Source organism: Megasphaera sp. An286, from assembly GCF_002163455.1.
Taxonomy (GTDB): Bacteria; Bacillota; Negativicutes; order Veillonellales; family Megasphaeraceae; genus Megasphaera; species Megasphaera stantonii.
Genome location: NZ_NFIY01000001.1, coordinates 86,480 through 99,511, shown reverse-complemented (window position 1 = coordinate 99,511; position 13,032 = coordinate 86,480). Strand labels below are relative to the sequence as shown.

The 13,032-nt window shown below is 52.1% G+C and carries 13 protein-coding genes; 1 reads left to right on the top strand and 12 read right to left on the bottom strand.

Going from position 1 to position 13,032, the window contains the following annotated elements; genetic code table 11:
• Positions 1-28: 28 nt before the first annotated feature.
• Complete coding sequence (locus tag B5F80_RS00420; RefSeq protein WP_087476838.1) at positions 29-1,636, bottom strand: L-lactate permease; 1,608 nt, start codon at positions 1,634-1,636, stop codon at positions 29-31.
• 553 nt (positions 1,637-2,189) lie between these two features.
• Between B5F80_RS00420 and B5F80_RS00415 the strand changes: the two genes are divergently transcribed.
• Positions 2,190-2,396 (top strand): DUF1858 domain-containing protein, encoded by a 207-nt coding sequence (locus B5F80_RS00415; RefSeq protein WP_087476837.1) that lies wholly within the window; start codon positions 2,190-2,192, stop codon positions 2,394-2,396.
• A 100-nt stretch (positions 2,397-2,496) separates the two neighbouring features.
• Here B5F80_RS00415 and B5F80_RS00410 read toward each other — a convergent pair whose 3' ends face one another.
• The 11 genes from B5F80_RS00410 to B5F80_RS00360 form a co-directional block, all read right to left on the bottom strand.
• Complete coding sequence (locus B5F80_RS00410) at positions 2,497-2,727, bottom strand: DUF1653 domain-containing protein (RefSeq protein ID WP_087476836.1); 231 nt, start codon at positions 2,725-2,727, stop codon at positions 2,497-2,499.
• A 95-nt stretch (positions 2,728-2,822) separates the two neighbouring features.
• Positions 2,823-4,067 carry an HD domain-containing protein gene (locus B5F80_RS00405; protein WP_087476835.1) on the bottom strand — a complete coding sequence of 415 codons (1,245 nt, stop codon included), beginning with the start codon at positions 4,065-4,067 and terminating at the stop codon, positions 2,823-2,825.
• A gap of 44 nt (positions 4,068-4,111) precedes the next feature.
• Positions 4,112-4,714, bottom strand: a complete 603-nt coding sequence (locus tag B5F80_RS00400) for a hypothetical protein (protein ID WP_087476834.1) — start codon at positions 4,712-4,714, stop codon at positions 4,112-4,114.
• 130 nt (positions 4,715-4,844) lie between these two features.
• The gene (gene phoU, locus B5F80_RS00395) at positions 4,845-5,492 is read right to left on the bottom strand and encodes a phosphate signaling complex protein PhoU (RefSeq protein ID WP_087476833.1); all 648 of its coding nucleotides are present in this window, start codon (positions 5,490-5,492) and stop codon (positions 4,845-4,847) included.
• Between the two features lie 13 nt (positions 5,493-5,505).
• Entirely contained in the window at positions 5,506-6,366 is an 861-nt protein-coding gene (pstB, locus tag B5F80_RS00390; protein WP_087476832.1) for a phosphate ABC transporter ATP-binding protein PstB, read from the bottom strand.
• On the bottom strand, positions 6,366-7,244 hold the full coding sequence (gene pstA, locus B5F80_RS00385; RefSeq protein WP_087476831.1) for a phosphate ABC transporter permease PstA: 879 nt from the start codon (positions 7,242-7,244) through the stop codon (positions 6,366-6,368). Before pstA ends, pstB begins: the two co-directional genes overlap by 1 nt.
• Before the next feature lie 3 nt (positions 7,245-7,247).
• A complete protein-coding gene (gene pstC, locus B5F80_RS00380) occupies positions 7,248-8,168 on the bottom strand; it encodes a phosphate ABC transporter permease subunit PstC (protein ID WP_087476830.1) in 921 nt (306 codons plus the stop codon).
• Between the two features lie 18 nt (positions 8,169-8,186).
• Entirely contained in the window at positions 8,187-9,068 is an 882-nt protein-coding gene (locus B5F80_RS00375) for a phosphate ABC transporter substrate-binding protein (protein WP_087476829.1), read from the bottom strand.
• A 200-nt stretch (positions 9,069-9,268) separates the two neighbouring features.
• On the bottom strand, positions 9,269-10,597 hold the full coding sequence (larA, locus tag B5F80_RS00370; RefSeq protein ID WP_087476828.1) for a nickel-dependent lactate racemase: 1,329 nt from the start codon (positions 10,595-10,597) through the stop codon (positions 9,269-9,271).
• 10 nt (positions 10,598-10,607) lie between these two features.
• Complete coding sequence (locus B5F80_RS00365; RefSeq protein ID WP_087476827.1) at positions 10,608-12,329, bottom strand: ATP-binding protein; 1,722 nt, start codon at positions 12,327-12,329, stop codon at positions 10,608-10,610.
• Positions 12,326-13,009 (bottom strand): response regulator transcription factor, encoded by a 684-nt coding sequence (locus tag B5F80_RS00360; protein WP_087476826.1) that lies wholly within the window; start codon positions 13,007-13,009, stop codon positions 12,326-12,328. The genes B5F80_RS00365 and B5F80_RS00360 overlap by 4 nt, the downstream gene beginning before the upstream one ends.
• Positions 13,010-13,032: the final 23 nt, after the last annotated feature.

Genomic DNA, 13,032 nt, shown 5'->3' with positions numbered 1-13,032 from the left:
GATTCCTGTTTTAATTTCAAGTATATGCTTAGTGAACGAACATGCTCAAGCCAAAGTAAGCGCAGAGGCCAGCGACTACGATATAGATAACGAAGTACTTCGCAATGCTCTGCATAATGACGTTGGCCTGAATGCTCTGACGCAGGCTGTCCGCTTCGCCGCTTTCCACTTTCTTTTCAGAAATATAAGCTTCCAAGGCCGGAGCAACAGCGCCGATGCCGATAGCGATACTCTGCGGGGAGAACATCTTGCCGATGCCTGCGCCTGCGGAGTTCGTAGCTGCGAGCCACATAGCCAAGCCGGTATCGCCGGGAACCATCTGTGCGGCAGCTGCCGTCTGCAAAGGCCCGAAGAGAACGTTAGCGTTCGTACCGGAACCGGTGATGAAGGCACCGAGAGCACCGACGAGCGGAGCAAATGCCGGATACATAGAACCCGTGGCAGCAACCAATGCGCCGGCAATAGCTGCCGTCATGCCGCTGTACGTCATCAATTTAGCAGTCATAACAACGCAGATAATCGTAACGTATGTAAATTTCAAGCCCTTGAACGTATCGCCCAAAACGCCGAGCATTTTGCCAAAGCTTGCTTTCTGATAAGCACCGCCGAGGAATGCCGAAAGGAAGATCATGATGCCAGGCGTAGCAACCCATACAAAGGTATACGGAGAAGCACCGGGACCAGCATAAATCTGAACAGACGTCTTAAATGCGCTGAGCGGGCCGTTGATGAACGGGAAGAACTTAGACGTAATGATTAACAACACGAAGATCAAGATAAACGGCATGGTCGCGCTGATACCTTCGCTGGAAGAAATCTGACGAACTTCAGCTTCGACGCGGTATTCCGGATCGTCGGTCTTGAAGATCTTCGCGCAGACGACGATGGAGCCCATGATAATAGCCGACGGAACGATAACGGACAGTTCAGGACCCATAGCCATGTTGATGAGCAATTCCGGAACGGACAGGGCCAAGCCGGAAATTAGGGTCGGCAGGAATACGCCTTTCAGGGCTTTCGGGCCGCCGCCCATGATCATAACTACGAAGAACGGGCTTAATGTATTAAGAATAAAGAGCTGAATTGCAATGAACTGGCCCAGGCCGACGGAATCAAGATGCGTCAACGTCGCCAAGGTCGTCGTCGGAATAGCGATAGAGCCGAAGGTCGTCGGAACGGAGTTCGCAACCAGGCAGGCCAGGATAGATTTCAGCGGATGAAAGCCGAGGCCGACCATCATAGCCGCCGGAATTGCAACGGCCGTACCGAAACCAGCCATGCCTTCCATGAAGGCGCCGAAGCCCCAAGCCAAGAGGAGGGACAGGATACGCATATCCGAGCTTACAGACGTCAGCATCGTCTTAATCGTTTCCATAGCGCCGGTGCGGACGACGAGGTTATACGTGAAAATAGCCGACGTAATAACTAACAAAATAGGCCAGATAGCCAAGGCAACGCCTTCCAGCGCGCCTGTTGCCATGATGCCAGCTTCCTTACCGAAGGGCACGACGGCGACGATGAATGAAATAATTGCTGCAACCCCGCAGGCTTTCCATGCCGGTACTTTTAAAATGGACAAGGCAACGATAAGCCATAACAGCGGCAGTACTGCCAAAAATACCATCATAATCCAAATTCACCCTTTCATACATAAAAACAGAAAACATTACGAATGCCGCATACTCCAACAGCATTCAGCATACAATATTACTCTTCGCTCCTTTCCTTTTAGTATTTTAAAGAATAACCTTTGTTATTATTATAATGCATGTATTGAATAATGCAACATACTATTTAATTATTGCAAGCAAAAAAATTTACTATTCCTTTCACTCATCTATTTATCCATATCATCTTAATATTTTTAACTTTTTTATTTCATATCTTATTATTTTCTCAATCTTTTCGCAAAGCGAACTATTTCTTCCTCTTTTAGTTATCTCTAATTCGATATAAGCATACCAATTTATTCCACTTTTCTATTTGTTATTATTTAGCAGTATCATTTTAATTATGCTTTTTTTACATATGTCCTTGACTAATGCTCTTTGTCACTTCGGCCAATTTCTCTCTATCCCAGAAATTCCTGCAAACAGGCAATACAAAACTGAAAAAGTATGGTATAATAGGATGCAATCCGGAAGTTCTTTCAAAACATACGGAAACGACTATACCAAGGAGGATGTATCATGGCAGAAATTACAAAAGATACAGGCATCATCGAAGCGGTTCAGAAATACCCCCAGATTCTCGAAGTATTCCAGCAATACGGTCTGGGCTGCGTCGGCTGCATGGCCGCCCACTTTGAAACGATCGGCCAAGGCGCCGGCGCCCACGGCATCGACGTAGACGCTCTCATCGCCGATCTCAACGAATGCATCGCAGCGAAGGGCTAATATCTTTCACATCATACACAGTAAAAAATAGGCCGCAGGCAGCGCGTCGAAGCGTTGTCCTGCGGCTTATTTCATGCGGAACGGCGGTATAGACGCCGTTTTATTTTACTTTGACAAAGCGAAAATCCTGATCTGCCTTCGGATACTTCGCCTTATCCACTTCGCTCATGAAATCCTTCAGCGGGCGGGCGTAGGTCTTCATCGTATCCTGCAGCGCTTTATAGATGACGAACTTTTCACCTGTTTCCGTATGCTCTGCAATCGTAATGATTTCGTACATATTATTTTTAAAATGACGCCATATTTCATGGGCCTGCGGTAAATCTCTCATGAGTCTGAACCCCTCCTGCGCATATCTGATGTTCCTGCCGAATCTCATGTCCGGCATATTTTCTAAATCTGCCGTATCATTATACCATATTTCCATTAAAATGTCGTAAGCTCGTCGAAAATTTTTTCTGCGTAGGTATCGGTCATGCCGGCGATATAATCGATGCAGGCCAGCCGGTAGTCTTTTTCATCGTCGGCGATGCGGTATATCACGGCGTTGCCAAAGGCGTTGCCGTATTTATCCCGGCTGGCTACAGCCCGTCCAATATCGGAATACTTCTTCATGCGTTCTAAAAAGTGTTTTCCCAAGGTGGGATAGTCCTGCCGCAGCCGTTCCAGCTCCCGCAGCGTATCACCGCCGGCATAGCAGGCCTTCAAAATGCCGTAAATCGATTCCAGAATCAGCCTAGCGTAGGCATGATATACTTCCAGCCGCTTGCTGCGGTAGATGTACTCGTAGTTGAATTTCATGACGTCGTCCATGAGCTTCAGATGGGACTCTGAAAGTACCAGGCCCTTCTCCGGCGTGCTTTCCCGGCAGATATCCGTAATCAGGGGATACATGATCGACGTATTGGTCAGGGATTGGAGATGGGCGTGAAGCTGCTCGTTCAGCCGCTGCTTCAGCTCGGCCAGGGGCTTGCCGTCTTCCGTCAGGATGCGCAGGCGCACGGCGTCTTCAATATCTCTGCCCAGATAGGCGATTTTATCAGCAATTTTGACGACGCATCCTTCCCAGGTATAGGGCTCATATTCGTTAGGACGGGTAATCGACTCCAGAGGGACGACATGTTCCCGAGGGCGCAGCACCGTCTGCCGCACTTCGCCGCAGTGATTGATAATGCCGTCGCGGACAGCGTAGGTCAGCATCATGTTTTTCATTTTCCCGGCTGGGTCCAGCAGCGTTTCCATATCGTCGACGACGCGGAGGCCCTGCCGTTCGTGCCAAAACGTCTCTCCCAGCTCGGCCTGGCTGATGCGGCTCAATACCCGTTCTCCCAAATGGCCGAAAGGCGCGTGGCCCAGGTCGTGGCCGTTGGCAATGGCGCTGATGAGCTCCGTATTCAGCCCCAAATACCGGCCGATGGTACCGCTTACGGACGCGACGTGATTGACGTGCTCGATGCGCGTGCAGATATGGTCGTTTTTCGTCGTAAAAAACACCTGGGTCTTGTGCTTGAGGCGGCTGTAGGCCGTCGAATGAAGAATACGCGTATAATCGCGGCCAAATTCCGTGCGGAAATCTCCTTCGCGCCGATACAGGCTGCCTTTGCGGCTGATGGCAATCTGCCAGTTCGGATGATGCTCGTCCATGCGTACAGAAGCAAAGGCCTGTTCCATCGTTTCACTCCTTTCTTGAAGCTGCAGCCGGATTCCAGAAAGCTTTATAGCTTCCGCAATTCCCGGATAGAAGCCTGGGCCTGTTCAACATCGATGCGGTCGCTTTCCTTTTCGGCTACGTCCACGCCCAGGCGCTGCTTGGCCTCCTTTTTAATCAGCTTGTACAGGCCGGCGGGAAAATCGGGAACAGTCGTCGTGACGCCGCGGGGAAAGACGGCTTCTTTTTCCAGGGTGTAGCCTTCGGGATAGCGCCGCGACGCCCGGGGATGATACATGTCCAGATACAAGTAGTCAACGACCTTTCCGCTGACGTTGACCAGCTCAAATTTGTCGACGCGGCCGATCGTTTCAACCTTGTGAAAAAACACCATCGAGCCAGTGCTGCGCAGGCGGAGGCGCGACAAGTAGGTCATTTCGCCGAAGGGGCCGTTGACGGGTATGGGATTGCCCATATCGTGGCCAAACCGGCCGCTGCCCTGGGAAAGGACGTCGCAGTCTTCTCCTCCTTCTACTTCTGCTTTTAATGCCGGCGGCAGCGTTTCGTTCTGCAGCTGCGCCGAGTTAAACAATTTCAGCGCGTCGTCGTACATCTTTTCGCTGCGCGTCCTGTTTATATCTGATTTTACCAAAGCGTCAAAAAATCCCATGCTGATAAATTCCTCCTATATTACCGCTTATGGTGTTTATTATAGTATGCTTCTCCCCGTCTGTCGAGCTCGCCCCATATGAAAAATCACCTGCCGCGCGTACGTGCGGGCAGGTGAAAGGGCACATGGATTAAATATTGATTTCGTTCTTTTCTCGGTAAATAACCCAGTTGGCAATATTGTTGGCATGGTCGGCCATGCGTTCAATATATTTGACGATCAGCACGTAGGTGACGTACTGCTTGGAATTCTGGGAATCCTTGTTCATCTGTTCGGAAATTTCTTCCATCAGATGGGTAAAGGCTACGTCGACGACGTCGTCCTTATCCTTCATCAGCTCGGCCTGAGCGCTGTCCTTGCCCTTGTAGAAATCGAGGACGTCGCTGACCATGGACGACATGACGCCGTACATTTCCCGCAGTCCCGGCGGCGGCGCGATGGGATGGCCCGTATCGGCCAGCAAATGGACGTACCGGCAAATATCTGCGCAGTGGTCGGCAATGCGTTCCAAGTCGGACAAAATCTTCAGCGTGGCCATGAGACTGCGCCAATCGGCGGCTACAGGACTCTGGGTCATGCTAATGGTCAAGTCCATGCGCATGCATTCCCGTACCTTTTCGTCGATTTCCGTATCGCCGTTATACACTTCGTCGGCCAATTCGACATCAAAGGTTTCCAAGACCTTCCAGGTCTTATCGATGGCGGCCTCGATGCTGAGTCCCAGAGCAGACAGCTCTTGGTTCAGCTCCTTCATAGAATTTTCATATGTTTGTAACATGCTTAACCCCCTATTAGCCGAAGCGGCCCGTGATGTATTCTTCTGTTTTCGGATTCGACGGATTGGTAAACATGTCGACCGTGTTGTTGTATTCGATCAATTCGCCCAGGAGGAAGAAGGCCGTCTTGTCGGAAATACGGCGGGCCTGCTGCATGCTGTGCGTTACGATGACGATGGTATATTTTTCCTTCAATTCCAGCGCCAGGTCTTCGATCTTCTGCGTAGAAATCGGGTCCAGGGCCGACGTCGGTTCGTCCATGAGGATAACCGACGGATTGGCTGCCAGGGTACGGGCGATGCACAGACGCTGCTGCTGGCCGCCGGACAAGCCTAAGGCGCTCTTATGGAGACGGTCCTTCATTTCGTCCCAGCAAGCAGCGGCGCGCAGGCTTTTTTCAACGATTTCTTCCAATTCTTTTTTATTGGAAATGCCTTGGATACGCGGCCCATAGGCGACGTTTTCAAAGACGCTCTTCGGGAACGGCGTCGGCTGCTGGAATACCATGCCTACGCGGTACCGCAGGGCCAGGGGATCGACTTCCTTGAAAATATCCTTGCCTTCAAAGAGGACCTTGCCCGTAATGCGGCAGCCTTCTACCCAGTCGTTCATGCGGTTCAGCGTCTTGAGGAACGTCGATTTTCCGCAGCCCGACGGCCCGATGAAGGCCGTAATTTCGTTTTTATTTATCTTCATGGAAATATCCTTCAGCGCCTGCGTCTGGTCATAGAATAAATCCAGTCCCGTTACGTCAAAGGTTGCTTCCGTCAATTTCGCGCTTTCTTTTTCCAACTCACGAGTAGCTGCAGCATCCTGCGAAGCTTCTTTCTGCTGCGCCGCGCCGTAACCGGATAAGGTTGTCGTCAATTCTGCCATTATTTATTTCCTCCCATTTTCTTATCAATACGCCAACTCATATACCGCGCAGCCAAGCTGAACGATACGACGAGAATCATCAAGATAGCCGAAGACGTAGCAGCCTGCTGCGCAGCGTCGGCATGCAGCGCTTCCGTCCGAAGAGCCCAGATATGCAGAGCCAGGGTTTCACCGGGGCGGAAGGGATTCAGCGGACAAGACGTAGACGTAATGTCCCAGTTGGACCAGTTAATATCCGTCGACATACCGGCAGTAAACATCAGCGCGGCGGCTTCGCCGAATCCGCGGCCGGCGGCCATGATAAGACCAGTCATGATGCGGGGAAAACAAGCCGGCAGCAGTACGCGCCAGATCGTCTGCCAGTGGGATGCGCCTAAGCCGAGACTGCCCTGACGATAGCTGTCAGGAAGATTGCGCAGTGCGTCTTCCGTTACAGACGTGACCAGAGGCAGCGTCAAGATCGATACGGCCAGAGAGCCGGCGAATAGATTCCACTGCGAACCAGTCATAACGATAAATACTAGATAACCGAACAAGCCGACGACAATAGATGGCAGCGAAGCTAAGGTTTCAACAGCCATTCGAACCCAGTGGGTAATGCGGCCTTTTTTTGCATATTCAGCCAGGTAAATCCCAGCGGGAATACCCGTAATGGTACTGGCAATCAGCGCCAGGAATACCAGATATAATGTATTAAAGAACATGTTGCCCATGCCGCTTCCCGTAAAGGACAGCATTTCCGGCGTCATGCCGCTGAAGCCCTCGACGATAACAAAGCCGACGAAAGCCACGAGCAGTACGACGGCGAAGCCGGCGCCGCACAGAAACAGGCTGGTCATGATGTTGTCCATTCTCTTTTTGGACTGTACGCTAATCATATATTATTTGCCTCCTTTTAAGCTGGAAGCTGCATTGAGCTGATGAATCAGGAAAATGAACAGGAAGGACAAGAGGAACAGGATGAGGGCCATCGTCCACAAGGCCGCGCTGTATTCGCCGCCTTCCATCGCCCCGCCCATGTCGGCGGAAATGGCCGTCGTCAAGGTGCTGGCCGGCAGGAACAGCGACGTCGGGAAGACCTTCATCTGGCCGATAACCATGGCTACCGCCAGGGCTTCGCCGAGGGCGCGGGCCAGGCCGAGGATGATACCGGTAAAAATGCCGCCCTTAGCCGCAGGAAGCACGACGTGAGCGATGGTTTCCCACCGCGTAGCGCCGAGACCGTACGACGCTTCGCGCCAGGCCTTCGGCACCGCCGCCATGGCGTCGGCCGCCATGGTCGTAATCGTCGGGAAAATCATGATAGCCAGCACGATGCCCGCCGCCAATACGGAAAACCCGAAGGGCATGGGGAAAATACTGCGCAGGAAGGGAATCAATACCGTCATGCCTACGAAGCCATAGACAACGGAAGGAATCCCCGTAAACAATTCGATAGCCGGCTGAATCAGGCGGCGCGTCCGCGGAGACGCGATTTCCGTCATGAAGATAGCCGACGAAATACTCAAGGGCAGCGTAATAATCAGCGCCAACAAGCAGGTCACGAGAGAGCCGGCCAGGAACTTGGCCGCGCCGACCTGGCCGCCGCCTTCTGCCGTATCGCTCGGATTCCATTCGCCGGAGAATAAAAACTCGCCGACGCCATGGCCAAACAGGAAAAAGGTATCCGTACCTTTTATGAAGAGAAAGGCCCCAATGAGAAACGGCACCAGTGCCATACCGATGCCGCATATTGTAATGAAGGTCCGGGCTGCTTTCTCGCTTCGGTGGGCTCTGGAGACCGCCGCTTCGATTGCATTCATTACATTCCCTCCGTGTGATTAGTGAACTTCTTTCGTCTGCATCTTGGAGCTTACGCCGTAGCCAAGTTCTTCAATGCGCTTGCCGTATTCGTCGCCCATGACATATTCAAGGAAGGCTTTTACGGCAGCTTTCGGTTCTTTGCTCGTGTAGATGTGTTCGTAGCCCCATACGGCATATTTACCGCTGTATGTATTTTCCAGCGTCGGTTCTACGCCGTCGATGGACAGAACATCTACGCTCTTGTCGTTAATGAGGTAAGGAAGAGCTACGTAGCCAATAGCACCGGGGTTCTGCGCTACGCTCTGGATAAGAATACCGGAGTTATCCGTTTCGAGAGATTTGTTGTCTGCTTCTTCTGCACCGTTGATCGCGTACTGTTTAAAGAGAGCTCGCGTACCGGAAGTTTTCGGACGAGTTACGAGGACGATCGGTTTGTCCGGGCCGCCGACATCTTTCCAGTTTGTAACTTTAGCCGTGAAGATATCCTGAAGCTGCTGACGAGTCAGGTTCTTAACTCCTACATCTTTGTTGACGATAGTCGCGACAGTCATAACGCATACTTTATGGTCTACGAGCTTTTCAGCTTTCGCTTTGTCGAGCTTCGTTTCAGCCGGTACGTCGGAGTTGCCCATGTCTACGGAGCCGTCGGAAACCTGTTTCAGACCCGTGCCGGAACCGCCGGCATTCAGCGTAATCGTTACGTCTTTATTGTTTGCTTTGAATTTTTCCGCAGCATCTTTTACCAAAGGAAGCAAGGCAGAAGAACCAGAACCAGTAATGCTGCCCGATACAGCCGCCGTATTCGAGCTGCTTTCGCTCTTCTGTTCGCCGCCGCAGCCGGCTGCGCTGACAACCATCATTGCCGCTAATGCAGCAAGAACTAACTTTCTCAATTTCATATTAAGATCCTCTCCTTTTGTCAAGTACAAGTTTATGAGTGCTTCTTGCTTGATACGTACTTATCCTAACAAAGGTATGTAAGGTTACAATGTAGACAATGTAAAGTTTTGTAAAATTTACAAAAGCAGACATCTTTTGCAAAACAGGCAACCTAATAGAGAATTCTGGCCAGTAAAAAAGCGCCCGAAAGGGCGCTCTTTCATTCAATATCGTATTCTATTTCTTCTCTAGTCTTCTTTATTACTGGCAGCGTCGACGCGGCATAGGGCATGAGGGCTATGGTGTAGTCCTCTTTTCCATCTTCCGCCAATATGGCGTTTGCCGCCTGCCAGGCTTCTTCCAGCGATTCGACGGGAATTTGGCCGCTTTGTTTCATGATGTCAAAGTTTTTTCTCTCCGTGACGACGAACACTGCCCGCATGGACTCGATGATTTCCTGCGTCTTATAGGCGGAAAAGGCGCCAATGGTGAAGTGCTGCCGCAGATCCTGCTCAGCTGCAGATGTATCACGCCGGCCAAAAGCTTTGGCAAATTCCGGCGGTTCGCTTATGTCGGGGCATTCCATGACTAAAATCATAATGCCTCCCGGCTTCGTCGCAAAGACGGCGTTCATATGGGCCTTCGTGGCCTGATAGAAATTGATATCCTTCGGATATCCTCCGGCCGAAGCAATCGTCACGTCCGCCTTTTGAGGAATTGCAACGCTGTCGGCGGCCAGCAACAGCCGGCATCCATCCTGCCAGTCCGTCAGCCAATGGCCTGCCACGACGTCGATGACTGCGCCGTCAGCACCCAGCACCGTATTGACCATAAAATCAGGCTCAATAAACAACGTCCCTTCCACCATGTCTTCGTGCATAGGATTGCCTTCCAGCCGTGCCGCGTCGCAGCATCGGTTCCGCCCGCCTATATCTTCCGCGTTCAAGGCCAGGGCGTGGTTCCGCATAATCGTATCGTATCCAGCCAAGCCAGGCAGAACGGCCTTTCGCCCGCCGCTGAAGCCGGCCATGTCGTGAAACGAAATGCCCCCCGTAAGGATGACCTTATCGGCTTCTACAGCCAGCCGATTCAGATATACGGCATTCCCCTCCGGCGTCGTTCCGACATAAGCCAGCTGCGTTTTGTCCCGGCAGTCATGCTGCACGACGCGCAGTCTGTTTGCCCAAGAGCCGCATATTTCCGTCAGCTCCCGCTTTGTCGCCGGCCGGTGCGTCCCTAAGGCGACGAGCAGCGTAATCTGTTCATCCGCCACGCCGATGGTATGGAGCTCGCCGATGACGGCGTCCAGCATCTGCGGCGTATATACCATCCTCGTTCCGTCGCTGACGACGATGATGACCTTTTCATACGGCGCGACGCGTTCTGATAGTGCGTCCTTCGGATATACCCTGCGCAGCGCCTTCTGCACTGCCTTTGTCACGTCCGCTACAGGCGCCGCCCCAGTTCCCTTCAGCTCGTACGCTACATGGTCTTCCGGCAATACGACGGTTTGAACTCCACGTCCATATGGAAACGTATATTGTTTCATGTATTTCTCCTTATGAATTGCCTGACGGCAAATGAATGATGATTTCAGTCCCGTGATTTTCCTTGCTGCGGAGCGTAATCGTGCCGTTATGGTATTCAGCAATATGCTTGACAATAGACAGGCCCAGTCCGCTGCCGCTTATCTTCCGGGAACGGCTCGTGTCAGCCCGGTAAAAGCGCTCGAACACGCGCTTCTGCTTGTCTTCGGGAATGCCGATCCCCGTATCCTTAACGGCAAAGTCGATATGGTCTCCGCGCTTCCGCACCGACACGTATACATGGCCGCCGGGAAGATTGTACTTGACCGCATTGTCGATGAGATTCATAGCCATTTCCCGCAGCAGTCCCTTATCCCCCAGTACCGTCGCCTGCTCCAGCGTACAGTGAACGGTCACTTTCTTTTCCACCAGCATCGGTTCCATAAATTCGACGATATCCCTTATAATTTCCGGCAGGCACACCGGTTCGCGATGAACCTTTTCCCGATTTTCCTCGATGCGGGTCAGGTGCATGATTTCTTCAATCATGGCCAACAGCCGCTTCGCCTCCTTGCGGATAAGCGAGCCGAAATGGACGACGTCGGCGTCGCTTTTAAACAAGCCTGCCGACAGCACTTCGGCAAACCCGCTGATAGAGGTCAGCGGCGTTTTGAGCTCATGGGACACGTTGGACGTAAATTCGCGGCGCAGCTGTTCCCGATGCTCCTGCTCGGTAATATCATCAATGATAAACAGCACGCCGTAAAATTCTTCATCCTGGTACACCGACTGTACCGTCAATAAATACAGCGACGCGTCTCTGCTGATTTTCCGCTCCAATACGTCGGGAAGATTGGTATGTCCGTGTATTTCATCCCACGGCGCCTCTGCAAAAAACGGCTCCAGCGGCTGTCCGACTAAGGACGAAACGTCCTTTTTCTGCAGGATATCGCCGGCGCAGCGGTTCATTCCCAGGATGCGGTACGTATCGTCTGTCAAGATAACGCCTTCCTGCAAATTTTCCATCATGAGACGCACGATGTTGCGCTGCTGTTCCAAGCTGTGAATCAGTTGGTTCAGGGCCTGGCTCTGGTCGATAATTTTATCTACCAGCGGCCGCAGCTCAGCATCGACATGGTACGAAGCGGGAACGGAAATGCCGTTGGGATCTCCAATTTGCCGCATGAGCAATACGGTGCGGCGCAGCGGATTCAAAAGGCTGGCCGTCAGCATGCGGGAAGCCTTGATGCAGGCTACGGCCGCGCAAAGGAGCAGCAGAGCCACAACCGGCAGCAGCGACAAGAAATGGGAATAAATAGATTCCCGTTCCATGCTGAGGCGCAGGATCGTCCCGTCCGGCATTTGTTCCGCCATATAATATAAGTCCCGCGACAAGGTATGGGACTTGCGGACAGCCGTACCGTAGGCCTCGTTCAGCGCCTCCTGTACTTCCGGCCGGTCGAGATGATTTTCCATCTGCCACTTGTCATACTTCGATTCAAAGCGAATAGTTCCGTCCGGATTGATCCACGTAATGCGCAGGCTGCCTTCGCATCCATCGGCAATTCCCTGCAGGTAAGCTTCCATGTCGTCGTTCTTTTGAATCGTATTCGAAATGACGTTCATGACGACGTGCATTTCTTCCGCAGCCTGGCGCTGCACAGCCTGCCAAAAGAACCATCCTGAAATCAGGACGGTAATGGCCATGCAGGCGAACCCCATGGCAAGAAGGCTGACGTATATTTTCTTTCTCATACGTTTCCGCCAATCACATACCCGACGCCGCGTACAGTGCGGATAATGTGCCCTCCGTCGCCCAGTTTTTGCCGCAAGCTCTTGATATGCATGTCGATAGTGCGGCTTTCGCCTTCATACGTAAATCCCCATACGGCTTCCATAATTTGTTCGCGTTTCAGCACGATGTCTATATTGACCAAAAGATACCGCAGCAGTTCGAATTCCTTGACCGTCAAATGGCATGGCTCGCCGTTGACAGTGACGACGTGTTTTTCGCCGTCGAGGGATACGGGACCGAAAGAATACATGTTGCTTTCCCGTCGCTGCGGCTTGCTGCGGCGCAGGACGGACCGTATGCGGGATATCAGCTCGACGATGCCGAAGGGCTTGCAGACGTAATCGTCGGCGCCGCCGTCCAGCCCGCGGACGATGTCGTATTCGCTGGTCTTTGCCGTCAGCATGATGACCGGAAGAGATCGGAGCTGCGTGTCTTTTCGAATTTTATCCAATATTTCCGTGCCGCTTTCTCCGGGAAGCATGATGTCCAGCAGCACCAGAGCCGGTACGCGCTGCTGCACAGCCTTCCAGAATTCCTTGCCGTCGGCAAAGGTTTCTACTTCAAAATCCTGGCTGCGCAAGGCGTACCCTACGAGTTCACGTATATTTTCATCATCTTCGACACAATAAATCAACGCCATGTTCTCACATCCTAATCTGCATA